This is a genomic window from Ectopseudomonas oleovorans, assembly GCF_029845265.1.
GTDB lineage: Bacteria > Pseudomonadota > Gammaproteobacteria > Pseudomonadales > Pseudomonadaceae > Aquipseudomonas > Aquipseudomonas oleovorans.
In genome coordinates this window covers 102,181-126,972 of the sequence record NZ_JAOCLK010000002.1, presented here as the reverse complement: position 1 = coordinate 126,972, position 24,792 = coordinate 102,181, and the positions used below count along the sequence as shown (strand labels likewise).

The window sequence follows — 24,792 nt, the reverse complement described above, 5'->3', positions numbered from 1 at the left end:
TGTCTAGGGGCTGTTGCCGCTTCGCGCTAACCAGTTGATATGTAAGAGAAAATTCGTATCGCTGAAGCTCTGACACAACATCGATACGAGTTTGCAATGCCCCGATTATTGCTCAGTGATAAGCATTGGTCGAAGCTGCAGGAAATTCTACTGCATAGGGCATCTACAACAAGCGTGATCTACAAATGACCGTGGAGGGCATGCTGTACCGCATGCGCACGGGATGCCCCTGGAGAGATCTACCCGAAGCGTTCGGGAACTGGAATAAGGTCTATAAACGCTTCAATGCGTGGTCAGCAACTGGAAAATGGCTCAAGGTTTTCAAGGAGCTTGTGGCGCAGCCCGACATGGAATGGGTGTTCATTGATGGCAGCTATGCCAAGGCTCACCAACACAGTGCAGGCGCTGCCAGTGGCAACGATGAGGCCATAGGAAAAAGTCGAGCTGGCAATACCAGCAAGATTCACCTGGCAGTTGATGCTCATGGACTGCCCATCGAGTTTGAAATTACGGGGGGCAACTCAATGATTGCACCCAGGCTCCCGCATTGATTGCCAAGCTCCCGGAGGCTGAAACCATTGTCGCGGACAAGGGCTATGACAGCGAGAGAGTTCGGCAGCAGGTTGAGCAACAAGGGGCCAAGGCCGTGATCCCGAGAAAGCGTAACTCCGTGAAAGGCAACGCGGATCTGGACAGAGGTCTTTACCGCAACCGGCACTTGGTGGAGAACGCCTTCGCCCGGCTAAAGCACTACCGGGCAGTGGCATCTCGGTTCGACAAGCTCAAGAGAAATTACGAAAGCGTCGTGGCCATGGCCTGTGCCTTTCTCTGGTTACCTATGTGAAACGGCAACAGACCCTGGCCGCGCTTCCCGAATGCTCGTGTGACGCTCGACCCCAACGGCGGCTGGTCGCTGGATCAGGCCATCGCCTTGTGCCGCGACCTGCATGGTGTGCTGGCCTATGCCGAAGACCCGTGCGGCGCCGAGAACGGCTACTCCGGTCGTGAAGTGATGGCCGAGTTCCGCCGTGCCACCGGTCTGCCCACCGCGACCAACATGATCGCGACCGACTGGCGGCAGATGGGCCACACCATCTCCCTGCAATCGGTGGATATCCCGCTGGCCGACCCGCATTTCTGGACCATGGCGGCTCCGTGCGTGTGGCGCAGATGTGCAACGACTGGGGCATGACCTGGGGCTCGCATTCGAACAACCACTTCGATATCTCCCTGGCCATGTTCACCCACGTCGCCGCTGCGGCGCCGGGTCGCGTGACCGCCATCGATACCCACTGGATCTGGCAGGACGGCCAGTACCTGATGCGTAACCCGTTGCGCATCGAAGGTGGTCTGGTGCAGGTGCCGAAAACGCCGGGCCTCGGCGTCGAGCTGGACAAGGCATCCCGCAGAGCCACAAGGTGGCGTTGGTGGATATCGTCGAAGGCGGCGAGGTGGTGCCTTATGGCGAAGTGATCGGTTATGCGCTGAAACCCATTGCCGCCGGCAGCTGGGTGACTGAGCAGGTGCTGTGCATGCCCAAGCCGCCAGTGCTGGACAACCTGCCCAAGGCGACCGTCAAAACCTCGCCCGGCGAGCCGCTGCAGGGTTACACCTTCGCAGGCTTCCGCAACCCGGATGGCTGCGTCGGCACCTGCAACTGGCGGCGGGCATGAACCTGCATATCTTCACCACCGACCGCGGCACGCCTTATGGCCTGTCCATGGTGCCGGTGATCAAGGTGGCCACACGCACGTAACTGGCCGAGCGCTGGCCGGATCTGATCGACGTCGACGCCGGGCAGATCGTCTCCGGGCGCATGACCCTGGAGCAAATGGGCTGGCACATCTTCCAGCTCTATCTGGACGTGGCCAGCGGTCACAAGCAGACCTGCGCCGAACGCCTGCGTCTGCACAACGATCTGGTACTGTTCAACCCGGCGCCGGTGACCTGAACGGGGGATCGTCATGAGCAAAGCCAAGGTGTTACAGATCGGCCCGCTGAGCGAGCGTTTCAACCGCGAGCTGGCAGCCGAGTATGAAGTCAGTGCGCTGTGGCAACAGGCCGAGCCGCTGGCGTTTCTGCGCGAACAGGGCGAGCAGTTTCTCTACATGGTGTCCTCGGCCCGTTTCGGCTGCACCGCCGATCAGCTTTCGCTGCTGCCGAATCTGCGCGCCATCTGCAGTTTCGGCGTTGGCTACGATCCCTATCCGCTGGAGCTGCTGCGTGATCGCGGCATCGTGCTCAGCACCACGCCGGATGTACTCAACGACTGCGTGGCCGACCTGGCCATGGGCTTGATGATCGACAGCGCGCGGCGCCTGTCCGAGGCTGATCGCTTCGTGCGCAGCGGCGCCTGGAGCAGCACTACGGGCTTCCCGCTGGCGCGCCGGGTCAGCGGCAAGCGCCTGGGTATCGTCGGCCTAGGCCGTATTGGCGAGGCGGTGGCACTGCGCGCCTCGGGCTTCTCCATGCCGGTGCGTTACCACAACCGGCGCCCGGTCGTGGGCAGCCGCTATCAGCACGAGCCGGATCTGCTGACGTTGGCGCGCTGGGCGGATTTCCTGGTGTTGACCTGCCCGGGTGGCCAGGCGACCTATCACCTGATCGACGCCAAGGTGCTCGAAGCGCTGGGACCTGATGGTTTTCTGATCAACGTGGCGCGTGGCTCGGTGGTCGATGAAGCGGCGCTGATCGCTGCGCTGCAGCAGAAGGTAATCGGTGGTGCCGGGCTGGATGTTTTCGAGCGCGAACCCCAGGTACCGGCAGCGTTGCGTGAATTGGACAACGTGGTGCTGCTGCCGCACGTCGGTAGCGCCAGTGTCGAGACCCGCCAGCAGATGGCCGATCTGGTGCTGGACAACCTGCGTGCCTTCATCGCCACCGGCAAGTTATTGACTCCGTTGTAGGGCGGGTGCAACCCGCCAATCAAGGCGGCGGGTTTCACCCGCCCTACAGCTTCGCGTGCAATCATGAACGGCCGCTGAATACGCCGGGCGGCATCTGCAGCCTGGCCTATCGTCACGACGTCACAAGCGCCGTGATCGCTTCTTACCTCACCTGCTGCATCCCCGGCGCACCACAAGTGCGCCGTTTTTTCTCTCTCGCGCTGATGTCAGTGCCTCATGCCCTGTAAACTGTGGAGTTTTCCGCAGGCAAGGGGCCATCCACCGTGCAGTCGGTCATTTCCATCCAGCAACTGAACAAGATCTACGCGTCCGGGCATCCGGCCTTGCAAGGCATTGACCTGGACATTCGCCAGGGCGAGATCTTCGCCTTGCTCGGCCCCAACGGCGCCGGCAAGACCACCCTGATCAGCATCATTTGCGGCATCGTCAATCCGGGCGAGGGCAAGGTGTTGGTCGGCGGTCACGACATCGTCCGCGACTACCGCGCGGCCCGCTCGCAGATCGGCCTGGTGCCGCAGGAGCTGGTCAGCGACGTATTCGAAACCGTCTGGGCGACGGTCAAGTTCAGCCGTGGCCTGTTTGGCAAGAAGCCTGACCCGGCCTACCTGGAGCAATTGCTCAAGGATCTGTCGCTGTGGGACAAACGTAACGCCAAGATCATGGAACTGTCCGGCGGCATGAAGCGCCGGGTGATGATCGCCAAGGCGCTGTCGCACGAGCCGCAGATACTGTTTCTCGATGAGCCCACCGCCGGTGTCGACGTGGAGCTGCGCCGCGACATGTGGAACATGGTGCGGCGTCTGCGTGAGCGCGGCGTGACCATCATTCTGACCACCCACTACATCGAGGAGGCCGAGGAGATGGCCGACCGTATCGGGGTGATCAGCAAAGGCCGGATCATTCTGGTGGAAGACAAGCAGGTGCTGATGCACAAGCTGGGCAAGAAGCAGCTGACCCTGCACCTGCAGCAGCCGCTGTCCTGCGTGCCGGCCGAGCTGGCGCGCTATGGTCTGGAGCTGGCCGATCAGGGCCATGCCCTGGTGTTCACCTTCGACGCCCAGCACGAGAACACCGGCATCGCCGAACTGCTGCGTGATCTGGCCCAGCATGGCATCGACTTCAAGGACCTGCAGTCGAGCCAGAGTTCGTTGGAAGAAATCTTCGTCGGTCTGATCAAGGAGTCGCGCGCATGAACCTGTACGCCATCAAGGCCATCTACCTGTTCGAGCTGGCGCGCACCTGGCGCACCCTGCTGCAGAGCATCGCCACACCGGTGATCAGCACCTCGCTGTATTTCGTGGTGTTCGGCTCGGCCATCGGTTCGAGCATGACCCAGGTGCAGGGCGTCAGTTATGGCGCCTTCATCATTCCGGGTCTGATCATGCTGGCACTGCTGACCGAGAGCATTTCCAACGCTTCGTTCGGCATCTACATGCCCAAGTACTCGGGGAGCATCTACGAGCTGCTGTCGGCGCCGGTGTCCTACCTGGAAATCCTCATTGGCTATGTCGGTGCGGCGGCGACCAAGTCGGTGATTCTCGGCCTGATCATCCTGCTCACGGCGAGGCTGTTCGTCGATTTCGAAATTCAGCATCCCATCTGGATGGCGGCGTTTCTGGTGCTGACCGCGCTGACCTTCAGCCTGTTCGGTTTCATCATCGGCGTCTGGGCCGATGGCTGGGAGAAGCTGCAGATCGTTCCGGCGCTGATCGTTACGCCGCTGACCTTCCTCGGCGGCGCTTTCTATTCGATCAGCATGCTGCCGCCGACCTGGCAGACGGTGACCCTGTTCAACCCCGTGGTGTACCTGATCAGCGCCTTCCGCTGGAGCTTCTACGGCGTGTCGGACGTCAACGTTGGTGTCAGCCTGGCCATGGTGCTGGGCTTCCTGGCGCTGTGCATCCTACTGGTGGGCTGGATCTTCAAGACCGGCTACCGGCTCAAGAGCTGAGGCCATTCGCGGCTGAAGCCGCTCCTACATAGATCGAGTACGTCTCTGATTGTAGGAGCGGCTTCAGCCGCGAAACGATAGAAATGAGGGGCGCATAAGCGCCCCTTGTTCGTTTGCAGCCTGTAGGGCGGGTGCAACCCGCCATGAATAGGTAGCGGGTTGCGCCGGCCCCACTGAGCCGTGGGAGGCGCTTTAGCGGCGATTTGCCTCGAGTCGTCGCGGCTAAAGCCCCTCCCACAGAAGCTCTACCGTGTTCGGCTTGCTCACTTCACCCGCACTTCACACTCGAAGGTTTCCGCTGGCGGCACGTTCGGCTCCCAAGGCTGCTGGTAGGTCAGCAGCAGGCGACCTTCGCCTGGCTCGCGCGCCATGAAGCGCCAGGTGGAAATGCCGCCAGCGCCCACCAGCCCGGCGTCTTCGGGATTGCTGTACACCTCGGGGCCGAGGCTTTGCAGTACGTTCGCCGCGCCATCACGCACGTCCCAGCGAAAGCCGGTGGTGGGGTTGCTGGGTAGGCTGAGAATCAGCTGCTGGCCCTTGTTCAGCGTCAGCGGGCACTGCCGATCTTTCTTGAGCTCCAGCGTGCCGGATTGATGGGCGCAGGCCGTAAGCAGGGCCAGGGCTGGCAGGATAAGCAGGCGCAAGGTGGCGTGCATGACGAACTCCAGTCGACGAAACCTGGCCCCAGCATAGCGGCATAGACCTGTCGGTGGCGACCGTGGAGACGCACGGTTTGCTGTAGGGGCGAGCTCTGCTCGCGAATGTATGTGAGCCTGAAAAGCTTCGCGAGCAGAGCTCGCTCCTACATATGCCTCTTTAGTCGAACAGCACCTTGGCCACGTCCCCATAACGCTTGGCGAAGTGCACGGTCAGGCCTTCCTTGAGGTAGTCCGGCAACTCCTCGTAACTGCCGCGGTTGGCCTCCGGCAGGATCAGCTCGAAGATCTTCTGCCGCCGCGCCGCGATCACCTTCTCGCGCACGCCGCCGATGGGCAGCACCTGGCCGGTCAGGGTCAGCTCGCCGGTCATGGCCACGCCCTTTTTCGGCGCCTGGTTGCGCGCCAGCGAGAGCAGGGCGCTGGCCATGGTGATGCCGGCGCTGGGGCCGTCCTTGGGCGTGGCGCCTTCCGGTACGTGCAGGTGGACGAAGGCCTGGTCGAAGAAGGTCGGGTCGCCGCCGAACTGCTTGAGGTGCGAGCTGACGTAGCTGTAGGCGATCTCCGCCGACTCCTTCATCACCTCGCCGAGCTGGCCGGTGAGCTTGAAGCCGCGATTGAGCGTGTGGATACGCGTCGCCTCGATCGGCAGGGTCGCACCGCCCATGCTGGTCCAGGCCAGGCCGGTGATCACCCCGGTGCCGGCCAGCACCCGCTCGTTGCGGAACACCGGCATGCCGAGGGCTTCCTCGAGATCCTTGGCGCCGATACGGATTTTTGCCTCGGGATCGTCCAGCAGCTTGACTACCGCCTTGCGCACCAGCTTGCCCAGTTGTTTCTCCAGTTGGCGCACGCCGGCCTCGCGGGCATAGCCTTCGATCACCGCGCGCAGCGCCGCATCGCTGATGGACAGGCGCGCCTTCGGCACGCCGGCTTTCTCCAACTGCTTGGGCCACAAGTGGCGCTTGGCGATGGCCAGCTTTTCCTCGGTGATGTAGCCGGACAGGCGGATCACCTCCATGCGGTCGAGCAGCGGCCCGGGGATGGAATCGAGGGTATTGGCGGTGCAGACGAACAGCACCTTGGACAGGTCCAGGCGCAGGTCCAGATAGTGGTCGAGGAATTCGACGTTCTGCTCCGGGTCCAGCGTTTCCAGCAGCGCCGAGGCGGGGTCGCCCTGGTAGCTGATGCCCATCTTGTCGATCTCGTCGAGCATGATCACCGGGTTCATCACCTCGGCTTCCTTCAGCGCCTGCACCAGCTTGCCGGGCATGGCACCGATGTAGGTGCGGCGATGGCCCTTGATCTCCGCTTCGTCACGCATGCCGCCCACCGAGAAGCGATAGAACGGCCGGCCGAGGGATTCGGCGATGGACTTGCCGATGCTGGTCTTGCCCACGCCAGGCGGGCCGACCAGCAGCACGATGGAGCCGGCGATCTCACCCTTGAAGGCGCCGACGGCCAAGAACTCGATGATGCGCTGCTTGATGTCGTCCATGCCGGCGTGGTGCTTGTCCAGCACCTTGCGCGCGCGGCCCAGGTCGAGCTTGTCCTGGCCGTGAATGCCCCAGGGCAGGGCGGTGGCCCAGTCCAGGTAATTGCGCGTGACGGCGTATTCCGGCGAACCGGTTTCCAGGATTGACAGCTTGTTCAATTCCTCGTCGATACGCTTGCGTGCAGGCGCGGGCAGGGTCTTGCCTTCGAGGCGGGCGAGAAATTCCTCACGATCGGCACTCTTGTCGTCCTTGCTGATGCCCAGCTCCTGCTGGATCAGCTTGAGCTGCTCCTTGAGGAAGAATTCGCGCTGACGCTCGCCGATCTGTTTGTTCACCTCGGCCGACAGCTCCTTCTGCAGGCGGCCGACTTCGACCTCCTTGCGCAGCAGCGGCAGCACCTTCTCCATGCGCTTGAGCACGGGCACGGTATCCAGCACTTCCTGCAACTCGTGGCCGGAGGCGGTGGTCAGGGCGGCGGCGAAATCGGTGAGTGGCGATGGATCGTTGGGGCTGAAGCGGTTGAGGTAGTTCTTCAACTCCTCGCTGTACAGCGGGTTGAGCGGCAGCAGTTCCTTGATCGCATTGATCAGCGCCATGCCGTAGGCCTTGACCTCGTCACGCGGGTCGTTGGGCGCCTGTGGGTACTCAACTTCGGCCAGATACGGGCCGCGGCGGCTGAGCCAGCCACGGATGCGCACGCGGGTCAGTCCCTGGGCGACGAACTGCAGTTTGCCGCCTTCCTCGCTGACGTGATGTACACGCACCAGCGTGCCGTGCTCTGGCAGGCTATCGAGGTCGAACTCGCCATGTTCGTCCGGCGGGGTGTCGACGAAGAATACCGCCAGGCATTTATGCTCGGTATTGCTGACGCGCGCCAGCGTACGGCCCCAGGGCTGCTGGTTGACTATGACCGGCAGCACCTGCGCCGGAAAGAACGGGCGGTTGTGGATGGGGATGATGTAGAGCTTGTCCGGCAGCTGCTGCGCGGGCAGTACCAGGCCGGTGCTATCGGCCTTGACGTGAACTTCGACAGCTTCGGGGGTGTTGTCCTGATCGTTCATGGAGCACCTTTGTGTGTACTTTGGTTGCTAGATGGGGCGAGTGCAGGATTTTTTCAACGTTTCAGTCGAGGATCAGGCGAATGCCTTGCAGGCGCTGCTCGATCAGTGGGGTGAGCAGGGCGAAGCACTCACCGGGCGCCAGGCGAATCTGTGCCGACTCGATCAGGTCACTCTGCAGGCGCTCGATCAGCGCGAGCAGATGCGAGTCTTGTTCCTGATCGAGCATGCGCTTGCATAGAAAGCGCAGTTGCATCTGCAGCCCAGGCGGGCAGCGCTCGTAATTGGCCGCGCGTACCGCCAGGCCGCGCAGCCTGGCGAGGTCTTCGAGCGAGCGGCAGGCCTCGCCGAGCCCGCGAATTCTGGGGTGATGTTGACGGTAGAGGCGATCTTCGAGTTGTTCGATCACCGTCAGCAGTGTTTCGATCAGTCGGCAGTGGGCATCGAAGTCAGCGGGTTTGCGGCGCAACTGCGGCCAGTGGTGCTGCAGGGGAGGTAGTTGCATGCTGGCGCCGGGCCAGTTCAGCCAGAGCTGATCCAGCTGCTGCGCCTGGGTATTGCGCAGCGTGACGCTCGCGGCATCCTGCTGCGCGCCCAGCCCACGATGTTTCTGCAGGGCCTGAAGCAGGTCGAGGCAGCGCTGCACGATCTCGGTGTCCGCCTGTTTGCTGGCTTTCAACTGGCGATTTTCCGCGCGGTGGGTGAGCCAGTAGCTCAGTGTGAGCAGCACGACCAGCAGGGTCAGAAAAATGAGGGCGGCATCGCTCATCGGGGTTCGCTTGTCAGGGACGGTCGAAAGGAGCGAAGCAACTCTCCTGCCATTTGCCGGAGGCTGTGTAATGCGGTTCAGCGGGATTGATCGGGTGCACGGTAATAGGGCCTGAGGTTGTGCGGGGCTGCGAATTGGTGCGTTGGTTGCTCTAGGTGCAACCGTTTCGCTGGTGGGTGGTTGCGGCGTTTTCCCTGGGAAAGGAGTAAAGTGCAACCCTTGTTTCGTGCCACCAGTCTTTTGCGATGCTACAAGCCCGTGTGATCCGCCTGGATGAACAGGCCCATGAACATGCCCATGATCATCACCAATTGGTGATGTCCCTGGTCGGCCGCGCCGAATTCGAAGTCGGCGGCCGCGGTGGGGAAGTCTGCCGTATGCGCGCCTGCCTGGTGCCGGGCGATGCCGCCCACCAGTTCGCCGGCATGGGCGACAACCGCATGCTGATTCTCGACCTGGACGAACAGGACACCCCCAGCGAAGACCTCGAGTTGCTCCACCGTCTGTTCGAAACTCCGCGTTATCCCGCCCTCGATGTCGATTTCCAGCACCTGCTGAGCTATGCCGGCGCAGAGCTTGAGCGCTACGGTAGCGACTCGATTCTGGCACGCTCTCTTGGTGGCGTATTGCTCCGAGCCCTGCATCTGCGTCTGTTTGGCGAACAGCGCCGGCAGCCGCAAGGGGCGCTGGATCTGCAGCGCTTGGACGATTATATCGGCGAGCACCTGGCGCGGCGTATCAGCGTCGCCGAGTTGGCGCACGAAATGTGTCTGAGCCCCAGCCACTTCCATGCCCAGTTCAAGGACAGTGTTGGCCTCACGCCACACCAATACCTGCTTCAGACTCGCCTCGACCGCGCCGCGCGCATGCTGCGCGAGAGCAACCTGCCGCTGGTGCGGATCGCTGAGGAATGTGGTTTCTCCAGTCAGAGCGCCCTGACCACGGCCATGCGCCGTTACATGGGGCTGACCCCGAAGCGCCTGCGCGCCGCCTGACTCGCGCTTTTGTGGGAGCGAGCTCTGCTCGCGAAGCTTTTGCTGCTGCTGTTCGCGAGCAGAGCTCGCTCCTACAGGGCTGGCAGTTTAGGAGAGCGGCGCCTGTCACCTTGTTGAACACGCCACCACATCAGCGGCGGCGTAACCCAGCATTGGCGCAACGCCGAAGATCGCCCAGCCGATTAAGGTGGGCTTCAGCCCACCAGTCAGCCCACGCCTCATGTAAGCCGACGATGGGCTGAAGCGGATCGCCGCCCGGCCCACTCTACCCATTCTCAGGCGTAATTCTGCGGGCTCAGCCTGCGCTCGATCAGCTCGATGAGGATGTGCAGCACCTTGATGTGTAGCTCCTGCGTGCGGTCGGCGAAGTCGCCGCCCGGGGCGCAGATGCACACATCGGCCAGGCTTTCCAGCAGCGAGCCGGGCTTGCCGGTCAGGGCGATCACCTTCACACCCAGCGCCCTGGCGGCTTCGGCGGCCTTGACCACGTTGGGGCTCTTGCCGCTGGTGCTGATGGCGATCAGTACGTCACCTTCGCGGCCATGCGACTCGATATAGCGCGAGAAGATGAAGTCGTAACCGAAATCGTTGGCCACGCAGCTGATATGGCTGGGGTCGCTGATCGACACGGCGGCGATGCCGGGACGGTTCTTGCGGTAGCGCCCGGTCAGCTCCTCGGCAAAGTGCATGGCGTCGCACATCGAGCCGCCGTTGCCGCAGGAAAAGGCCTTGCCCTTGTGCTCGAAGCTCTCGACTAGCAACTCGGCGGCCTTCTGGATATTGCCCAGGGTCTGTTCGTTGGCGAGGAAGGCCTCCAGCGCGCGCTGAGCTTCCTGCAGGCTGTTGCGGATATGTTCGATCATCGTAGGTCTTAGAACCTCTCTTAAAGTTTCGCGAGCTAGAGCCATGCAAGGCAAAAACTGGCGAGAAAGCGGAGTTTACGAGTTGTAAATGAGCATTTCGAGCCAGTTTTTAACGCTGCAGGGCCGAAGCGCAGCAGACTTTAAATAGGTTCTCAGGGGAGTTCAGGGCTGGAATAGAAGGCGGTCAGCACTTTCACCAGGTGCTCCAGGTCGTGGCTGCCGGCCAGTTCGCGAATCGAGTGCATGGCGAAGGTGGGCAGACCGATGTCGACCGTGCGCACGCCCAGCTGGCTGGCGGTGATCGGGCCGATGGTGGAGCCGCAGGCCATGTCGCTGCGCACCACGAAGCTTTGCACCGGTACTTCGTTTTCCAGGCACAGGTGGCGGAAGAAACCCGCAGTCTCGCTGTTGGTGGCGTAGCGCTGGTTGCTGTTGATCTTGATTACCGGGCCGGCGTTGAGCTTGGGCCCGTGGTTGCCGTCGTGCTTGTCGGCATAGTTCGGGTGTACGCCGTGGGCATTGTCGGCCGAGACCAGCAGCGAGCGCTGGATGGTGCGCACGAAGGCGTCGCCGCCAGGCAGTACGCGGCGCAGCACCTGTTCGAGGAACGGGCCGTCGGCGCCACAGGCGGAGCAGGAGCCGACTTCTTCGTGGTCGGTGCAGACCAGTACGCAGGTTTCCTCGTCATCGGACTCGATCAGTGCCAGCAGGCCGGCGTAGCAGGACAGCAGATTGTCCAGGCGTGCGCTGGCGATGAAGTCCTGGTTGAGACCGACGATGGCGGCGCTCTGGGTGTCGTAGAAGCTCAGTTCATAGTCCAGCACTGCGTCCGGGTTGAAGTCGTGCTCCATGGCCAGCTGTTCGGCGAGCAGGGCGCGGAAGTCGGCGGTTTCGCTGCTGGCCAGTTGGGCCAGGATCGGTGGTAGCTCGTTCTGCGGATTGATCGCCCAGCCCTGGTTGGCCTCGCGGTTGAGGTGGATGGCCAGGCTGGGGATCACGGCGATGGGCTGGTAGAAGTCGATCAGTTGGCTTTCGACCTTGCCGTCGCGGCGGTAGGTCACGCGGCCGGCCAGCGACAGGTCGCGGTCGAACCAGGGGGCGAGCAGGGCGCCGCCGTAGACTTCCACGCCGAGCTGGAAGAAGCCCTGGCGCTGTAGTTCCGGATTCGGCTTGACGCGCAGGCAGGGGCTGTCGGTATGGGCACCGACCAGGCGAATGCCGCCATCGACGGCCGGGCGCTTGCCCAGCTTGAAGGCAATGATCGAGGAGTCGTTGCGGGTCACGTAATAGCGGCCGCCGGCTTCGGTCTGCCAGGGCGCGCGTTCGTCTAAATGGCGGTAACCCGCGGCTTCCAGGCGCATGGCCAGGCTGGTGGTGGCATGGAAAGGCGTCGGCGAGGCGTTGAGAAAATCGAGCAAGCCTTGGATCAGTTCTTCGCGCATAGGGACTCCGGGCAACGATGGCGCGAGTGTAACCAATTTGCATCGCGCTGTGCCGGCCGTGCATTCGTTTGGGGCGATAGTTGCAGGCTATCTGCTGGCGCTTGCGGGGTCTTGGGCGCAGGTTGTGGCAGTCAGAAAGGTGGATGAAAAAGCGTCATCCACCCTACTGCGGGCGATCAAAATGGCGCCGGGCACTCGAAGCGCATGCGCTCACCCGTTTGCGGGTGGGTAAGGGCGAGCATGCTGGCGTGCAGGCACAGGCGCTCATGGGCGGCCAGGGCCTGTTCGTGAGCGTAGAGACGGTCGCCCAGCAGCGGATGACCGATGGACAGCATATGCACGCGCAACTGGTGCGAGCGTCCGGTGATGGGCGTGAGCTCGACCCGGCACCAGTCGCCGCAGCGCTCGATGACGCGCCAGTGGGTCAGCGCCTGTTTGCCCAGTTCGTGATCGACCACGTGGCGTGGTTTGGTCGGCGGGTCGTAGCGCAGCGGCAGGTCGATGCTGCCGCTGTCGGCCTGCGGCTGGCCCCAGCACAGGGCGGTGTAGGCCTTCTCGGTTTCACGGTCGTGGAACTGGCGCGACAGCTCGCGGTGGCTGTCGGCGTCGCGAGCCAGGACGATGATGCCCGAGGTTTCCCAGTCCAGCCGATGGACGATGCGCGCCTCGGGGTAGCCGTTTTCCTGCAGGCGGGTGACCAGGCAATCCTTGTTGTCATCGGCGCGGCCCGGCACCGACAGCAGCAGGGTGGGCTTGTTGATCACCAACAAGGCGGCGTCCTGGTGGAGAATTTCGATCTGGCTTAGCGGCATGGGGCGTTCGCAACGGTCTGGTAGGAGCGAGCTCTGCTCGCGAAAAATGCAGGTCACCGATATTCGCGAGCAGAGCTCGCTCCTACGGGCTATCGATGGCTACAAACGAACACGGCGGCCGAAGCCGCCGTGAGCGCAACTGGACTCGATTAACGATCCGGCAGAGTGATGTTCAACTCCAGAATCGAGCAGCTGCCCTGGTTTTCCAGTGCAACCTGTACCTGGTCAGAGTCGATGTTGACGTACTTGCGGATCACTTCCACCAACTCCTGCTGCAGGGCAGGCAGGTAGTCCGGCTGAGTACGCTGGCCACGTTCGTGGGCAACGATGATCTGCAGGCGCTCTTTGGCGATGGATGCGGTGGTTTCCTTCTTGCGCGAACGCAAGAAGTCAAAAATATTCATTCTCGACCTCCAAACAGGCGCTGCAGGAACCCCTGCTTCTTCACATCCAGGAAGCGGTGCGCGACTTCCTTGCCAAGCAGGCGATCAACAGCGTCGCTGTAGGCCTGGCCGGCATCGCTTTGGTCATCGAGGATGACCGGGATGCCCTGGTTGGATGCCTTGAGTACGGCCTGGGATTCGGGGATCACGCCGAGCAGGCGGATGGCGAGGATTTCCTCGACGTCTTCGACGCCGAGCATTTCGCCCTTGGTGACGCGCTCGGGGTTGTAGCGGGTCAGCAGCAGGTGTTCCTTGATCGGCTCTTCGCCTTTCTCGGCGCGGCGCGATTTGCTCGCCAGTAGGCCGAGCATGCGGTCGGAGTCACGTACCGAGGACACTTCCGGGTTGGTCACGACGATGGCTTCGTCGGCGAAATACATCGCCAGGTGTGCACCCTTCTCGATACCAGCAGGCGAGTCGCAGACCACATATTCGAAATTTTGCGACAGCTCATTGATGACTTTCTCGACGCCTTCGAGGGTCAGTGCGTCCTTGTCACGGGTCTGGCTGGCGGCCAGCACGTAGAGGTTCTCGAGACGCTTGTCCTTGATCAGGGCCTGAGTGAGGGTGGCTTCGCCGTTGACCACGTTGACGAAGTCGTACACCACGCGGCGTTCGCAGCCCATGATCAGGTCGAGGTTACGCAGGCCGACGTCGAAGTCGACGATGACGGTCTTGTGGCCGCGCAGGGCGAGGCCGGTACCGATGGCGGCGCTGGTGGTGGTTTTACCGACGCCACCCTTGCCGGAAGTGACTACGAGGATCTTGGCCAAGGTGATTCACCCTAAAAATGAATAAAACGCGGGAATCCGTCAGCCAATCGAGGCTTCCAGATGCCTTTTTGTATCCGTAAAAAAGTGGCCGCAGTATCCGTTAAAGGCGGGTGATGTTCAACACGTCACCCGACAGGCTGACATGTACCGCATCGCCCCACAGCGGGTCACGGCGCAGGTCTTCGGCGACCTTGTAATGGCCGGCGATCGACAGCATTTCGGCGCCCATTTGCTGACAGAAAATCCGTGCCTGGGTGTTGCCCTTGATGCCAGCCAGGGCGCGGCCACGCATGGGCGCGTAAACATGGATGTTGCCATCGGCGAGAAGTTCCGCCCCGGCGCTGACCGCTGCCAGGACGATCAGGTCGCCACCCTGGGCATAGATCTGCTGGCCGCCGCGCACTGGTGTGGTGACGACCCGGGCGGGCTTGTGCTCGGGCTCGGCGGGTTTTACCTCGACCTTCTTCGGCGGCGCCGGGTCGATAGGCCGCTCGCGCGCGCCGGACGGCGGCAGCACGGGCAGATCCATGGCTTCGGCGGCAGCCACATCACTTTCGCGTACGGCGCGGATGGCCAGGGTGCGCAGGCCATGGCGGCGACACAAAGCCATCAGTTGGGCCAGGTCCAGTTCACCTTCGCCTTCCGGCAGTTTGTCCAGGGCCAGCACCAGCGGCGTGTTGCTGAAGAAGGCCGGGGCCTGGGCGACTTTTTCCGTCAGTTGCGCGTCGAGGCGTTCGAGATCGTTGTGCGCCAGTTCCATCACGGTGATGGCGAGCATGCTGCCCTTGAGCTGGAATACGGGGTCTTGGGCGAGGAGGTCGGCTTGGCTCATGGTGGTGCGATGGGCCTTCTGGCGAGTCGAAAGATGCCGGACTTATAACGAGATAGCCCGCATGCCGCAAGCCGCGCGCGTCAGCGAGGCCAGAGCCGGGGCCGCAGGTTGGTGGTGTATGTCTGTCGCTGCGCTGTGCTGAACGTCTCAGGTGGCATGGATGTCGCCGAGCTGGCCGGGAAAACTGGGTTAGAATGCGCGGCTTTGTAAGTGATCGGAAACGCCTCATGGACCGCCCCCGCTTTCGCGCCTATTTTCTTCATCCGCGCTTCTGGCCGCTGTGGCTGGGCTTCGGATTGCTGTGGCTGGTGGTGCAACTGCCTTACGGCCTGCAACTGAAACTGGGGCGGGCACTGGGCTGGCTGATGTACCGCACGGCAAGCTCGCGCCGGCAGATCGCTGCGCGCAATCTGGAACTTTGCTTCCCCGACAAGAGCGCTGCCGAGCGTGAGCGTCTGCTCAGGGAAAACTTCGCCTCCACCGGCATCGCCTTCTTCGAGATGGCCATGAGCTGGTGGTGGCCCAAGGCGCGCCTGGCGCGCCTGGCGCACGTCGAAGGCCTCGAGCATCTGCAGCAGGCACAGGCCGAGGGGCAGGGCGTGATTCTCATGGCGGTGCATTTCACCACCCTGGAAATCGGCGCCGCGCTGCTTGGCCAATTGCACACCATCGATGGCATGTACCGCGAGCACGACAACCCGTTGTTCGACTTCATCCAGCGCCGTGGCCGCGAGCGTCATAACCTCGATGCCACGGCCATCGAGCGCGAGGATATTCGCGCGATGCTCAAGGTACTGCGTGCCGGTCGCGCCATCTGGTATGCGCCGGACCAGGATTACGGGCGCAAGCAGAGCATCTTCGTGCCGCTGTTCGGTATTCAGGCGGCCACGGTTACCGCCACCACCAAGTTCGCCCGCCTGGGCAAGGCGCGCGTGGTGCCTTTCACCCAGCGGCGCCTGGCCGATGGCAGCGGTTATCGCCTGGTGATCCATCCGCCGCTCGAAGGCTTTCCCGGCGAGAGCGAGGAGGCCGATTGCCTGCGTATCAACCAGTGGATCGAACAGGTGGTGAGCGCCTGCCCGGAGCAGTACCTGTGGGCGCATCGGCGTTTCAAGACGCGCCCCGAGGGGGAGCCGAAGCTGTACGGTAAGCGCAACTAGCAGGCCGTTGAAAAACTACCTGCGTTGGCAATGCTGCGTTAAAAACGGCCTCAAAATGCTCATTTACAACGCGTAAACTGCGCTTTTTCGGCCGTTTTTGCCTTGCCTTGCCTGCCTCGCCTACGTTTTTCAACGGCCTGCTAGCGCATCTATACTGCAACGAAAAACAGGAGCGCCCGATGACCGTGATTGCCCGCCCCGATGCGCCCGTGACCGGGCTGATCCTCTCCGGCGGCGGGGCGCGGGCGGCCTATCAGGTCGGGGTGCTGGCAGCCATTGCCGATCTGCTGCCGGATGCCTCGCACAATCCCTTTCCGGTGATAGTCGGCACTTCGGCCGGGGCGATCAACGCCGTTGGCCTGGCCTGCGGCGCGTTGCAGTTCGGCGAAGCCGTGCGGCGCCTGACCTCTGTCTGGCAGGGCTTTCACACCCATATGGTGTACCGCAGCGACTGGCCGGGCGTGCTGCGCCAGGCGGCGCGTTTCGTCGGTCACAGCCTGCTTGGCCTGGGCCGCGATGTTCCGGTGGCCTTGCTCGACAGTTCGCCATTGCGCGAGTTGCTGGAGCGCGAGCTGGACCTCTCCGGTATCGCGGCTGCCGTGCGTCATCGACAGTTGCGGGCCGTGGCGGTGACGGCCTTCGGCTATGAAAGCGGTCAGGCGATGACCTTCTATCAGGGCCGCGCAACCATCGACCCCTGGTTTCGCCACCGTCGTGTCGGGGTGCCGACGCGGCTGCGCCTCGAACACTTGCTGGCCAGTGCGTCGATCCCGCTGATATTTCCGCCGGTGAAGATCAACCGCGAATACTTCGGCGACGGCGCGGTGCGTCAGGCGGCGCCGATCAGCCCCGCCTTGCACCTGGGTGCCAGCCGCGTACTGGTGATTGGTGTGAGTGGCAACGCGCAGAGCAATGCCTCGGCCGCTGTGCCGGTCCCCCCGGCCAATCGCCCGCCGAGTCTGGCGCAGATTGGCGGGCATATGCTCAACAGCACCTTTATCGACAATCTGGAGACGGACATCGAGCAGCTCGAACGGCTCAACCAGATGAGCGCACTGGTGCCGCCGGAGCGGCGTCCGCGTGGCTTGGGTTTGAACCCGGTGGACGTGCTGGTGATCGCGCCGAGCCAGCCGCTGGATCAGATTGCCGCGCGTCATCAGCGCGAGCTGCCCAGGGCGCTGCGCCTGTTTCTGCGTGGTCCGGGTGCAACCAAAGCCGGTGGAGCGGGGGTGCTCAGCTACCTGCTGTTCGAGCCCGGCTATTGCAGTGAACTGATCGAGTTGGGTTATCAGGATGCGATGGCGCGCAAGGCCGACCTCTGTCGCTTTCTCGGGCTGGTCGATGTGGCGCAGCCCGCCGGAAACATAGCCGGATAAAGTCCGGTTATGTGTCTCAATACCGATCAGATAAGATTTCCCAGGCATTTTCGTAGTGTTGGGGCGAAGCAGATAAGCGTTGCCTGTGACACTACGGAACTGTAGGAGCAGGCTTGCCGGCGATGCTTGAGGATGATCAGCAAAGGGGCGGATCGCCAGCAAGCCGGCTCCTACAAACGCCCCCTTTCCGCTTAACGGACTGGCACTAGGCTACGTGCCTGGGGCTGGAGTGCCGAGTTATCGATGTCGACTTGGCGCCTTCGGCATCAGGCCAGCACACCATCGCGAAAGTCACGCAGAGCCTGCTCGATTTCCTCACGGCTGTTCATCACGAACGGTCCGTACTGGACGATGGGCTCGTTCAGTGGTGTGCCGGCGATCAGCAGCACCCGTGCGCCATGAGCGCTGGCCAGCTGCAGTGCGCCCGCGTCAGACAGGCGTACCAGGCGCCCGGCGCTGATCGGTTGTGCGCCGGCCTCGGGTAATTCGAGCAAACCCTGGTAGACGTAGAGCATGACCCGCTGCCCGTCGGCCAGACGTGGTGCCACCTGGCTGCCGGCCGGCAGATGCAGGTCGAACAGTTGCGGCTCGGTATACGGACGCTGCACGGCGCCGGCCTGGCGGATTTCGCCATCGTCGAACTCGCCGGCGATCACCACCACCTCGACGCCGGATGCCGTGTTGATGCGCGGGATCTCGCTGGCCGGGATGTCGCGATAACCCGCCTGGCCCAGTTTGTCCTTGGCCGGCAGGTTGAGCCAGAGCTGGAAGCCGCGCATGGCACCGGACTCCTGCTCGGGCATTTCGCTGTGGATGATGCCGCGCGCGGCGGTCATCCATTGCACGCCGCCACTGCCGAGCAGGCCGACGTTGCCCAGGTGATCCTCATGGCGCATGCGCCCTTCGAGCATGTAGGTGATGGTCTCGAAACCGCGATGCGGGTGCGGCGGGAAACCGGCGATGTAGTCGTCGGGGTTGTCGGTGGAAAACTCGTCGAGCATCAGGAAGGGATCGAAGCGCTCCAGGCCCGGCCCACCGATCACGCGGTTGAGGCGCACCCCCGCGCCGTCCGAGGCGGGTTGGCCAGGCTGGATGCTGATGACGCGGCGTGGCGAAGTCATGGCGAGCTCCTTGGGAGGTAGGAATGGCGCCATGCTAGTCGTATCGAATCGATATTTGGGTGGAAAATTTGCCGGCCATGCATCGATTAATTCGATGCATGGCCCAGGCTTCAGTCGGCAATCTTCAGCTTGCGCGACTCGTGGTAGAAGTAACGAATCTTCTCGTACTCGAATGGCGAGTTCAGCTGGCCGTAGCGGAAGCCGGTATTGGCGCGGGTATCGACCACGCGCAGCACGGTAATGCCGGGGTTGTTGCGGCTGGCGTCGGCCACATCGAGGTAGTTGACCGCATTTTCCAGGCTGTAATCCGCCACCAGGCCACCGGTGTCGCGCAGGTTCGACGGGCCGAGCAACGGCAGCATCAGGTACGGGCCGGCGGGCACGCCGTAGTAACCCAGCGTCTGGCCGAAGTCTTCGCTCAGACGCGGCAGGCCCATCTTCGTCGCTGGGTCCCAGACGCCGCCCACCCCGAGGATGGTGTTGAAGAGCAGCCGTGCAGTGCTGTTCATCGCCCGTTGGCCCTTGAGTTGCAACAGGCTGTTGGCCAGCGTGGGAATTTCCCCCAGATTGTTGAAGAAGTTGTGCACGCCACTCTGTACCAGGCTCGGCGTGACGTAGCGGTAGCCGTCGACCACGGGCAGGAAGACCCACTGATCGAAACGGTAGTTGAAGTGGTAGACGCGGCGGTTCCATGACTCCAGGGGGTCATAGACCTGCAGGGCGTCACTGGAGGCGCGCTCGAATTCTTGCTGGTCCAGCCCCGGGTTGAACTGCAGGTGCTGCAGCGGGTTGGTGAAACCGTCAGGGTCGACCTGGTTTGCGGCCAGGGCCTGCCCGCCGGCCAGCAGCAGGGCGATGGTCAGGGTGCTGTGCTTAACCACGGAAGAACTCCAGCATGGCGTCGGCATTGACGCGATAGTTGAGGTTGCCGCAGTGCCCGCCACGCGGGTAAAGGGTCAGGCGGTCGCCGAAGGTGCGGCGCAGGAAACCGATATCGCCCTGGCCGAGGATCAGGTCATCGGCGTTGTGCATCACGGCGATCTTGTCGCTGCCTTTGAGGTAGTCCTCGAGGGCATACAGGCTGGTCTTGTCGATCAACTGATTGAGGCTGCCGCCGTCATAGCGGGCGCGCCACATGGGTATCAGTTGCTCGGCGATATAGCAGTCGAAGTCACAGCGCAGGGCCATCTGGAAGAAGGGCGTGAGGCTGGTGCCCTCGGTGATGCGGTAGTCACGTGGGGTGATCAGGCCGCGGCGATTGAGCAGGTCCGAGGTGAAGACGATATCGGCAGAAGAAAAACGGAACGCGGTGCCGATGAGCATGGCCAGTTGTTCGTTGGAGAGCTTTTGTCTCGACTGCTGGAAGTCATAGAGCATGGCCTCGTTGATATCCAGGTAGCCCTTGTCGTTGAAGTAACGGGTCAGCTTGCCCAGCACCAGATCATAGAAGTTGGTGCTGTTGTCGATGCCCTGCACCCTGGTCTGTACCAGCTTGTCCAGATTGGTGATGGAGGTGTAGAGGTTGACCGGCGGATTGAGCAGCAGCACCCGCTTGAAGTCGAAGGCGCGACGGGTTTCATCAAGCTGGCTGACGAACGCGGCGTGCAGCGCGCCGAGGCTGTAGCCGGTGAGCATGAACTTACTGACATCGAGCTTCGGGTGCTGGGCGCGCACAGCCTGCATCACGCGGTACAGGTCGTCGGCATCTTCCGGGCTGTAACCGGGTGTGGCAGAGCGTGAGGCGGCAGCCATGAAGTCATAGCTGGTTGGTGACGACAGCTGCACCACATGGAAACCGGCGCCGTAGAAGAGTTTCTTCAGGTATTCGTTGGTGCCGCTGGCGTAGTGTGCGCCGGTGCCGGCGATGATGAAGATCAGCGGCGCGCGGCCTTTCTGCTCGGCCAGGCGATAACGCAGCCGGGTCACTGGCCAGAAGTTCTCCAGCAACTCGAATTGTCGATCCGGGCGCAGGCGTACCGAGTAGTCGCGCTGCCGGATGTCTGCATCGGCCGGCAGCGCCGGGCGCAGCTCGGGCGGCGTGGTGGCGATGGTTGCCTCGAACGGGTTGGCCAATGGATAACCGTAGCTCTCGGCGTCCACATCGGCGGCCAGCGTTGAAGCACAGAAAACCAGGCCACTGAACAGGGCGGCAAGTCGGGCAAGGCTGAGCATGTACTGAGTCCCTTCGAATAAGAGATCGTCTGGATTGAACTGCCGGCGTATGACAGCAGCATGCGGGGCAAAGTGCCAGACCATCCTGCCTCATCGCAGGGAAAGATGAGTTGCTGCAAGGCTGACTCACTACCGGTGCAGGTTTCAGGCCTGGTGGTGCAGCCAGGCATGCCTGGGGCGCTGGGCCGCAGGATTGCGCTTACGTTCGAAGCGCTGCCAGATTTTCTCGTGGAAGTAGAAACCCACGGAATTGCACAGCGGTTCGATGGCGGCCACCAGGCCACTGGCGGCAACGCTGCCGGTCAGCGCGTAGGTGACGCCGAAGGCGATGCAGAAGTGCATGATGGTGAAGGTCAGGGTCTTGAGCATGATGCACCTACTTGAGAATCATTTCCTATGTAGGCAAGGCTAGTCGCACGCCCTCGAGTCGGGAAATGCGGCGTTTGCATGGTTGTAATAGTTCTGCTCAATGAGGTTTTGGCTTTGAGGCGATTTTTATCTATTTATCTTCGCCGCTCAAAGGAGGCGCAATGTTTTGGCGTATGGCTGCCGACGCGCTGGTGGTGATCCACCTGGGCTTCATCCTGTTCGTCATGCTCGGCGGCCTGTTGCTGCTGCGCTGGCCAAGCCTGATCTGGCTGCATGTGCCGGCGGTGGCCTGGGGTGTAATCGTCGAATGCCTGCACCTGGGCTGCCCGCTGACGCCCTGGGAAAACCAGTTGCGCCGTATGGCCGGGCAGGCCGGCTACGAGGGCGGCTTCATCGAGCATTATCTGATACCGCTGATCTATCCGGCCGGGCTCACCCCGGCTATTCAGCTGTGGCTGGGGGCCATCGTCGTACTGGTCAACGCTGCCGTATATGCCTGGCTGATCGGGCGCTGGCGCAGGAAAACGTGATCGTGATTTGCCCTGCCTATTCATAAATCTGATGAAGGCATGGTGGCTTTATCGCCTTCGCTACACTGGCAGCCATCGCAACCAATCAATGAAGGCAGGGCTGCTATGCAAAACCGCATGATGATCACGGGCGCCGGTTCCGGTCTGGGCCGCGAAATGGCCCTGCGCTGGGCGCGTGAGGGCTGGCGCCTGGCGCTGGCTGATGTCAACGAGGCCGGGCTGGCGCAAACCCTTAAGCTGGTGCGTGAGGCCGGTGGCGATGGCTTCGCTCGCCGTTGCGACGTGCGTGACTACAGCCAGCTGACCGCTCTGGCGCAGGCCTGCGAGGAGCAGTTCGGTGGTATCGACATCATCGTCAACAACGCCGGTGTCGCCTCTGGCGGCTTTTTCAGCGAACTGTCGCTGGAGGACTGGGACTGGCAGATCTCGATCAACCTGATGGGCGTGGTCAAGGGTTGCAAGGCATTCCTGCCGCTGCTGGAAAAGAGCAAGGGCAAGATCGTCAACATCGCCTCGATGGCGGCGCTGATGCAGGGGCCGGGCATGAGCAACTACAACGTGGCCAAGGCCGGCGTGGTGGCATTGTCGGAAAGCCTGCTGGTGGAGCTACGTCAACTGGAGATCGGCGTGCATGTGGTCTGCCCATCCTTCTTCCAGACCAACCTGCTGGACTCCTTCCGTGGCCCGACTCCGGCGATGAAGGCTCAGGTCGGCAAGCTGCTGGAAAGCTCGCCGATCAGCGCAGCGGATATCGCCGATTACATCCACGCTGAAGTGGCCAAGGGCAGTTTCATGATCCTGCCGCATGAAATGGGGCGCATGGCCTGGGCGCTGAAGCAGAAGAACCCGCAGGCGCTCTATGACGAGATGGCCAGCATGGCCGAGAAAATGCGCGGCAAGGTCAAATCCGTCAGCTGACCAAAAGGTCAGCTATTTGCGCCTGCAGGCTTGCCTGGCAAGGCCTGCAGGGGTAGGGTGGCCGCCCCGGCCTGCCTGCCGTAATGACCATGGAATACCTGTGAAACCAGTCCCTCGGGCCCTGCTGCTGGTGGCCCTGGTGCTGGCGGCGATCAATTTGCGCCCCGGCATCACTTCCCTCGCGCCGCTGATCGAGCGCATCGCCGCGGAGCTCTCGCTGAGCCGCAGCTTCATCAGTCTGACCACGGCCTTGCCGGTGTTGTGCATGGGCCTGCTCGCACCATTGGCGCCGCGTCTGGCCATGCGCTGGGGCCTCGAACGTACCATCGTGCTTTGTCTTGGACTGATCGGCCTGGCGCTGCTGGCGCGTCTGGCCGCGCACCAGAGTGCGGTACTGATCGGCAGCGCAATCGCTTTGGGAGCCGCCATCGCGGTTGCCGGGCCTTTGCTGTCGGGCTTCATCAAACGTCACTTCGCCAGCCAGATGGGCCGTGTAGTGGGCTGGTATTCGCTGGGCATGGCTATCGGCGGTGCTGGCGGTGCGGTGCTCACGGCTCCGGCTACGGCGCTGTTCGGCGATGCCTGGCATCTGGGCCTGGCGGTGTGGGCCACGCCGGCGCTGCTCGGAGTGATGCTCTGGCTGTGGTTACCCAATCAGGTCAGCGCCGCTGACGAACAGGAAGGTGGTGGTCTGCCCTGGCGGCAGCCGCGCGCCTGGCTGATCAGCTGTTTCTTCGCCATTCAGGCGGGGTTGTTCTACGCTTTGGCGACCTGGGTGGTGGCGCGCTATCACGAAGCGGGACTGAGCCTGCTGCGTAGCAACTCGCTGCTGAGCATCTCGATGCTGATGGGGTTGCCCAGCTCCTTCCTGCTGCCCTGGCTGGCGCAGCGTTACAACGCCCGCTATCCACTGCTGCTGGCCTGCGGCGCGATAACCTGCGGCTGCCTGGCGATGGTTACCTTCATGCCGCGCCTGGTGCCGGAGTTGTGGGCGGTGATCATAGGCTTCTCGCTGGGCGGCTCTTTCGCCTTGTCGCTGGTGCTGCCGCTTTACGAAGCCGGCTCGCCACTGGCCGTCAGCCGCTGGACGGCGATGATGCTGTTCACCGGTTACAGCCTGGGCTGTCTGACGCCCATTCTCACCGGGCTGGCACGTGATCTGTCCGGCAGCTACCGTCTGCCGTTCACGGTGCTCACCGCGCTGGCACTGGTGATGACACTGGTGGCCTGGTTGTTGGGGCGCAGTCGGCGCCAGCCTCGCTGAAGAATTCGCGCCAGTTCCTTTCTTGCCCTGGCGTGCTGTGTTAGAAGGCGTTCTGCTTTTTCAGGAGTGCCGGTGTGGAGTCCGAATCCATCGTCTATGGCTGCATCCGCGACTGGCCCTCGGATGACCCCGAGTTGCGTCGTCTGCGCCGTGAAACCAATCGTGGCGTGCTGGCCGAACTGCCGGCCGGTGAGCTCTGGCCGTTTCTTGGCCGTGAAATGTTCTCCTTCTGCGAGGCGCCGGGGGCGGGCTTGTACCAGACCCAGGTGATCCACTTCGGCGCCAGCTACGGCGCGATCGAGTACGAGTGGAACCTGTGGATCGAGGCTTTCGAGGCGTTGCTCAAGCGGCTGTATTGGGCCAGCGCAGTGGTGCACCTGGATACCGAATTGGGTGGTCTGCACACCTTCCGCTGGGAATCCGACAACGGCTTGCACAGCCCGCAGGAGGGTGGACTGCGCGTGCGCTGCGCCTGGGAGCGCGAAGGTGCCTTGCGCGGTTAGGGGGCGAGGATGATCAACTATCTGTGGTTTGTGCTGGCTGCCCTGTTCGAGATCGCCGGCTGCTATGCCTTCTGGATGTGGCTGCGGCTCGATCGCAGTGCCTGGTGGATCGCTCCGGGGCTGCTCAGCCTGGCGTTATTCGCCCTGATTCTGACCCGCGTCGAAGCCTCCTTCGCCGGTCGCGCCTATGCTGCCTATGGCGGTGTGTATATCGTCGCTTCGCTGTTGTGGCTGGCGCTGATCGAAAAGACCCGGCCCATGCTCAGCGACTGGTTGGGCGCTGCGCTGTGTCTATCGGGGGCTTTGATCATCCTGCTGGGACCTCGGCTACATTCGTCCTGAACCGCTTATAAGCAGTAGAAGTAAAAAGTTCCGCTGTCATC

General features: G+C 62.6%; 25 protein-coding genes and 3 pseudogenes. 15 read left to right on the top strand and 13 right to left on the bottom strand.

Features of this window, described 5'->3' with window-relative positions:
- Positions 1-96: 96 nt before the first annotated feature.
- From N5J71_RS02060 to N5J71_RS02030, 7 genes and pseudogenes are all read left to right on the top strand, one after another.
- Positions 97-844 (top strand): annotated as a pseudogene (locus tag N5J71_RS02060) (IS5 family transposase).
- Positions 845-865: 21 nt separating this feature from the next.
- Positions 866-1,395, top strand: a pseudogene (locus N5J71_RS02055) (enolase C-terminal domain-like protein); the annotation flags it as partial.
- 23 nt (positions 1,396-1,418) lie between these two features.
- Positions 1,419-1,673 carry an SAF domain-containing protein gene (locus N5J71_RS02050; RefSeq protein ID WP_341783734.1) on the top strand — a complete coding sequence of 85 codons (255 nt, stop codon included), beginning with the start codon at positions 1,419-1,421 and terminating at the stop codon, positions 1,671-1,673.
- Positions 1,649-1,951 (top strand): annotated as a pseudogene (garD, locus tag N5J71_RS02045) (galactarate dehydratase); the annotation flags it as partial. The gene N5J71_RS02050 and the pseudogene garD, both read left to right, overlap by 25 nt.
- 13 nt (positions 1,952-1,964) lie before the next feature.
- The gene (locus N5J71_RS02040) at positions 1,965-2,906 is read left to right on the top strand and encodes a 2-hydroxyacid dehydrogenase (RefSeq protein ID WP_125873506.1); all 942 of its coding nucleotides are present in this window, start codon (positions 1,965-1,967) and stop codon (positions 2,904-2,906) included.
- A 263-nt stretch (positions 2,907-3,169) separates the two neighbouring features.
- Complete coding sequence (locus tag N5J71_RS02035; RefSeq protein ID WP_004423387.1) at positions 3,170-4,099, top strand: ABC transporter ATP-binding protein; 930 nt, start codon at positions 3,170-3,172, stop codon at positions 4,097-4,099.
- Positions 4,096-4,857: an ABC transporter permease gene (locus N5J71_RS02030; RefSeq protein ID WP_074860274.1), complete on the top strand. Its 762-nt coding sequence runs from the start codon at positions 4,096-4,098 to the stop codon at positions 4,855-4,857. Before N5J71_RS02035 ends, N5J71_RS02030 begins: the two co-directional genes overlap by 4 nt.
- Positions 4,858-5,120: 263 nt before the next feature.
- On the opposite strand, the gene N5J71_RS02025 is transcribed toward N5J71_RS02030, so the two are convergent.
- The 3 genes from N5J71_RS02025 to N5J71_RS02015 all read right to left on the bottom strand — a co-directional run bounded on the left by N5J71_RS02025 (position 5,121) and on the right by N5J71_RS02015 (position 8,836).
- Positions 5,121-5,513: a protease inhibitor I42 family protein gene (locus N5J71_RS02025; RefSeq protein WP_004423391.1), complete on the bottom strand. Its 393-nt coding sequence runs from the start codon at positions 5,511-5,513 to the stop codon at positions 5,121-5,123.
- 160 nt (positions 5,514-5,673) lie between these two features.
- The gene (gene lon / locus N5J71_RS02020) at positions 5,674-8,070 is read right to left on the bottom strand and encodes an endopeptidase La (protein WP_074860269.1); all 2,397 of its coding nucleotides are present in this window, start codon (positions 8,068-8,070) and stop codon (positions 5,674-5,676) included.
- Positions 8,071-8,131: 61 nt separating this feature from the next.
- Entirely contained in the window at positions 8,132-8,836 is a 705-nt protein-coding gene (locus tag N5J71_RS02015; RefSeq protein WP_074860267.1) for a hypothetical protein, read from the bottom strand.
- A 245-nt stretch (positions 8,837-9,081) separates the two neighbouring features.
- Here N5J71_RS02015 and N5J71_RS02010 point away from each other — a divergent pair, with 245 nt between their 5' ends.
- Positions 9,082-9,831, top strand: a complete 750-nt coding sequence (locus N5J71_RS02010; RefSeq protein ID WP_004423396.1) for a helix-turn-helix transcriptional regulator — start codon at positions 9,082-9,084, stop codon at positions 9,829-9,831.
- 275 nt (positions 9,832-10,106) lie between these two features.
- Here the strand turns inward: N5J71_RS02010 and lpcA are convergent, their stop codons facing one another.
- From lpcA to minC, 6 genes are all read right to left on the bottom strand, one after another.
- The gene (gene lpcA / locus N5J71_RS02005; protein WP_108234836.1) at positions 10,107-10,694 is read right to left on the bottom strand and encodes a D-sedoheptulose 7-phosphate isomerase; all 588 of its coding nucleotides are present in this window, start codon (positions 10,692-10,694) and stop codon (positions 10,107-10,109) included.
- A gap of 152 nt (positions 10,695-10,846) precedes the next feature.
- Complete coding sequence (locus N5J71_RS02000; protein WP_279916203.1) at positions 10,847-12,136, bottom strand: M18 family aminopeptidase; 1,290 nt, start codon at positions 12,134-12,136, stop codon at positions 10,847-10,849.
- Between the two features lie 176 nt (positions 12,137-12,312).
- Complete coding sequence (locus N5J71_RS01995; protein WP_004423405.1) at positions 12,313-12,948, bottom strand: RluA family pseudouridine synthase; 636 nt, start codon at positions 12,946-12,948, stop codon at positions 12,313-12,315.
- 149 nt (positions 12,949-13,097) lie between these two features.
- On the bottom strand, positions 13,098-13,352 hold the full coding sequence (gene minE, locus N5J71_RS01990; RefSeq protein WP_004423407.1) for a cell division topological specificity factor MinE: 255 nt from the start codon (positions 13,350-13,352) through the stop codon (positions 13,098-13,100).
- The gene (minD, locus tag N5J71_RS01985; protein WP_004423409.1) at positions 13,349-14,164 is read right to left on the bottom strand and encodes a septum site-determining protein MinD; all 816 of its coding nucleotides are present in this window, start codon (positions 14,162-14,164) and stop codon (positions 13,349-13,351) included. Before minD ends, minE begins: the two co-directional genes overlap by 4 nt.
- Positions 14,165-14,264: 100 nt before the next feature.
- Positions 14,265-14,996 carry a septum site-determining protein MinC gene (gene minC, locus N5J71_RS01980; protein WP_004423412.1) on the bottom strand — a complete coding sequence of 244 codons (732 nt, stop codon included), beginning with the start codon at positions 14,994-14,996 and terminating at the stop codon, positions 14,265-14,267.
- A gap of 227 nt (positions 14,997-15,223) precedes the next feature.
- On the opposite strand from minC, the gene N5J71_RS01975 reads away from it, so the two are divergent.
- Both N5J71_RS01975 and N5J71_RS01970 read left to right on the top strand, forming a co-directional pair.
- Positions 15,224-16,156, top strand: coding sequence for a lipid A biosynthesis lauroyl acyltransferase (locus N5J71_RS01975; protein WP_279916202.1), 933 nt, complete (start codon positions 15,224-15,226; stop codon positions 16,154-16,156).
- Positions 16,157-16,335: 179 nt separating this feature from the next.
- A complete protein-coding gene (locus N5J71_RS01970; RefSeq protein ID WP_279916201.1) occupies positions 16,336-17,532 on the top strand; it encodes a patatin-like phospholipase family protein in 1,197 nt (398 codons plus the stop codon).
- Between the two features lie 266 nt (positions 17,533-17,798).
- Here the strand turns inward: N5J71_RS01970 and N5J71_RS01965 are convergent, their stop codons facing one another.
- The 4 genes from N5J71_RS01965 to N5J71_RS01950 all read right to left on the bottom strand — a co-directional run bounded on the left by N5J71_RS01965 (position 17,799) and on the right by N5J71_RS01950 (position 21,194).
- The gene (locus N5J71_RS01965; RefSeq protein ID WP_279916200.1) at positions 17,799-18,653 is read right to left on the bottom strand and encodes a pirin family protein; all 855 of its coding nucleotides are present in this window, start codon (positions 18,651-18,653) and stop codon (positions 17,799-17,801) included.
- Positions 18,654-18,763: 110 nt separating this feature from the next.
- Entirely contained in the window at positions 18,764-19,534 is a 771-nt protein-coding gene (locus tag N5J71_RS01960; protein ID WP_279916199.1) for an MlaA family lipoprotein, read from the bottom strand.
- Complete coding sequence (locus tag N5J71_RS01955) at positions 19,527-20,825, bottom strand: alpha/beta fold hydrolase (RefSeq protein WP_279916198.1); 1,299 nt, start codon at positions 20,823-20,825, stop codon at positions 19,527-19,529. Before N5J71_RS01955 ends, N5J71_RS01960 begins: the two co-directional genes overlap by 8 nt.
- A gap of 144 nt (positions 20,826-20,969) precedes the next feature.
- Complete coding sequence (locus N5J71_RS01950) at positions 20,970-21,194, bottom strand: DUF2061 domain-containing protein (RefSeq protein ID WP_004423427.1); 225 nt, start codon at positions 21,192-21,194, stop codon at positions 20,970-20,972.
- Between the two features lie 161 nt (positions 21,195-21,355).
- Here N5J71_RS01950 and N5J71_RS01945 point away from each other — a divergent pair, with 161 nt between their 5' ends.
- The 5 genes from N5J71_RS01945 to N5J71_RS01925 all read left to right on the top strand — a co-directional run bounded on the left by N5J71_RS01945 (position 21,356) and on the right by N5J71_RS01925 (position 24,751).
- Positions 21,356-21,724: a DUF2784 domain-containing protein gene (locus tag N5J71_RS01945; RefSeq protein WP_004423428.1), complete on the top strand. Its 369-nt coding sequence runs from the start codon at positions 21,356-21,358 to the stop codon at positions 21,722-21,724.
- A 105-nt stretch (positions 21,725-21,829) separates the two neighbouring features.
- Positions 21,830-22,642 carry an SDR family oxidoreductase gene (locus N5J71_RS01940; RefSeq protein WP_279916197.1) on the top strand — a complete coding sequence of 271 codons (813 nt, stop codon included), beginning with the start codon at positions 21,830-21,832 and terminating at the stop codon, positions 22,640-22,642.
- 100 nt (positions 22,643-22,742) lie between these two features.
- Complete coding sequence (locus N5J71_RS01935) at positions 22,743-23,906, top strand: MFS transporter (protein ID WP_279916196.1); 1,164 nt, start codon at positions 22,743-22,745, stop codon at positions 23,904-23,906.
- A 74-nt stretch (positions 23,907-23,980) separates the two neighbouring features.
- Complete coding sequence (locus tag N5J71_RS01930) at positions 23,981-24,409, top strand: hypothetical protein (RefSeq protein ID WP_279916195.1); 429 nt, start codon at positions 23,981-23,983, stop codon at positions 24,407-24,409.
- Positions 24,410-24,418: 9 nt separating this feature from the next.
- Positions 24,419-24,751: a YnfA family protein gene (locus N5J71_RS01925; protein WP_279916194.1), complete on the top strand. Its 333-nt coding sequence runs from the start codon at positions 24,419-24,421 to the stop codon at positions 24,749-24,751.
- Positions 24,752-24,792: the final 41 nt, after the last annotated feature.

Bases quoted from the DNA above. Each gene is read 5' to 3' on its own strand.
- N5J71_RS01940 (WP_279916197.1), top strand. From the start codon at position 21,830: ATGCAAAACCGCATGATGATCACGGGCGCCGGTTCCGGTCTGGGCCGC.
- N5J71_RS01925 (WP_279916194.1), top strand. From the start codon at position 24,419: ATGATCAACTATCTGTGGTTTGTGCTGGCTGCCCTGTTCGAGATCGCC.
- lpcA (WP_108234836.1), bottom strand. From the start codon at position 10,694: ATGATCGAACATATCCGCAACAGCCTGCAGGAAGCTCAGCGCGCGCTG.
- N5J71_RS02015 (WP_074860267.1), bottom strand. From the start codon at position 8,836: ATGAGCGATGCCGCCCTCATTTTTCTGACCCTGCTGGTCGTGCTGCTC.
- N5J71_RS01955 (WP_279916198.1), bottom strand. From the start codon at position 20,825: ATGCTCAGCCTTGCCCGACTTGCCGCCCTGTTCAGTGGCCTGGTTTTC.
- N5J71_RS01975 (WP_279916202.1), top strand. From the start codon at position 15,224: ATGGACCGCCCCCGCTTTCGCGCCTATTTTCTTCATCCGCGCTTCTGG.
- N5J71_RS01950 (WP_004423427.1), bottom strand. From the start codon at position 21,194: ATGCTCAAGACCCTGACCTTCACCATCATGCACTTCTGCATCGCCTTC.
- minE (WP_004423407.1), bottom strand. From the start codon at position 13,352: ATGAATATTTTTGACTTCTTGCGTTCGCGCAAGAAGGAAACCACCGCA.
- N5J71_RS01970 (WP_279916201.1), top strand. From the start codon at position 16,336: ATGACCGTGATTGCCCGCCCCGATGCGCCCGTGACCGGGCTGATCCTC.
- N5J71_RS01965 (WP_279916200.1), bottom strand. From the start codon at position 18,653: ATGACTTCGCCACGCCGCGTCATCAGCATCCAGCCTGGCCAACCCGCC.
- lon (WP_074860269.1), bottom strand. From the start codon at position 8,070: ATGAACGATCAGGACAACACCCCCGAAGCTGTCGAAGTTCACGTCAAG.
- N5J71_RS01945 (WP_004423428.1), top strand. From the start codon at position 21,356: ATGTTTTGGCGTATGGCTGCCGACGCGCTGGTGGTGATCCACCTGGGC.
- N5J71_RS02025 (WP_004423391.1), bottom strand. From the start codon at position 5,513: ATGCACGCCACCTTGCGCCTGCTTATCCTGCCAGCCCTGGCCCTGCTT.
- N5J71_RS02010 (WP_004423396.1), top strand. From the start codon at position 9,082: ATGCTACAAGCCCGTGTGATCCGCCTGGATGAACAGGCCCATGAACAT.
- N5J71_RS01995 (WP_004423405.1), bottom strand. From the start codon at position 12,948: ATGCCGCTAAGCCAGATCGAAATTCTCCACCAGGACGCCGCCTTGTTG.
- minC (WP_004423412.1), bottom strand. From the start codon at position 14,996: ATGAGCCAAGCCGACCTCCTCGCCCAAGACCCCGTATTCCAGCTCAAG.
- N5J71_RS02030 (WP_074860274.1), top strand. From the start codon at position 4,096: ATGAACCTGTACGCCATCAAGGCCATCTACCTGTTCGAGCTGGCGCGC.
- N5J71_RS02000 (WP_279916203.1), bottom strand. From the start codon at position 12,136: ATGCGCGAAGAACTGATCCAAGGCTTGCTCGATTTTCTCAACGCCTCG.
- N5J71_RS02040 (WP_125873506.1), top strand. From the start codon at position 1,965: ATGAGCAAAGCCAAGGTGTTACAGATCGGCCCGCTGAGCGAGCGTTTC.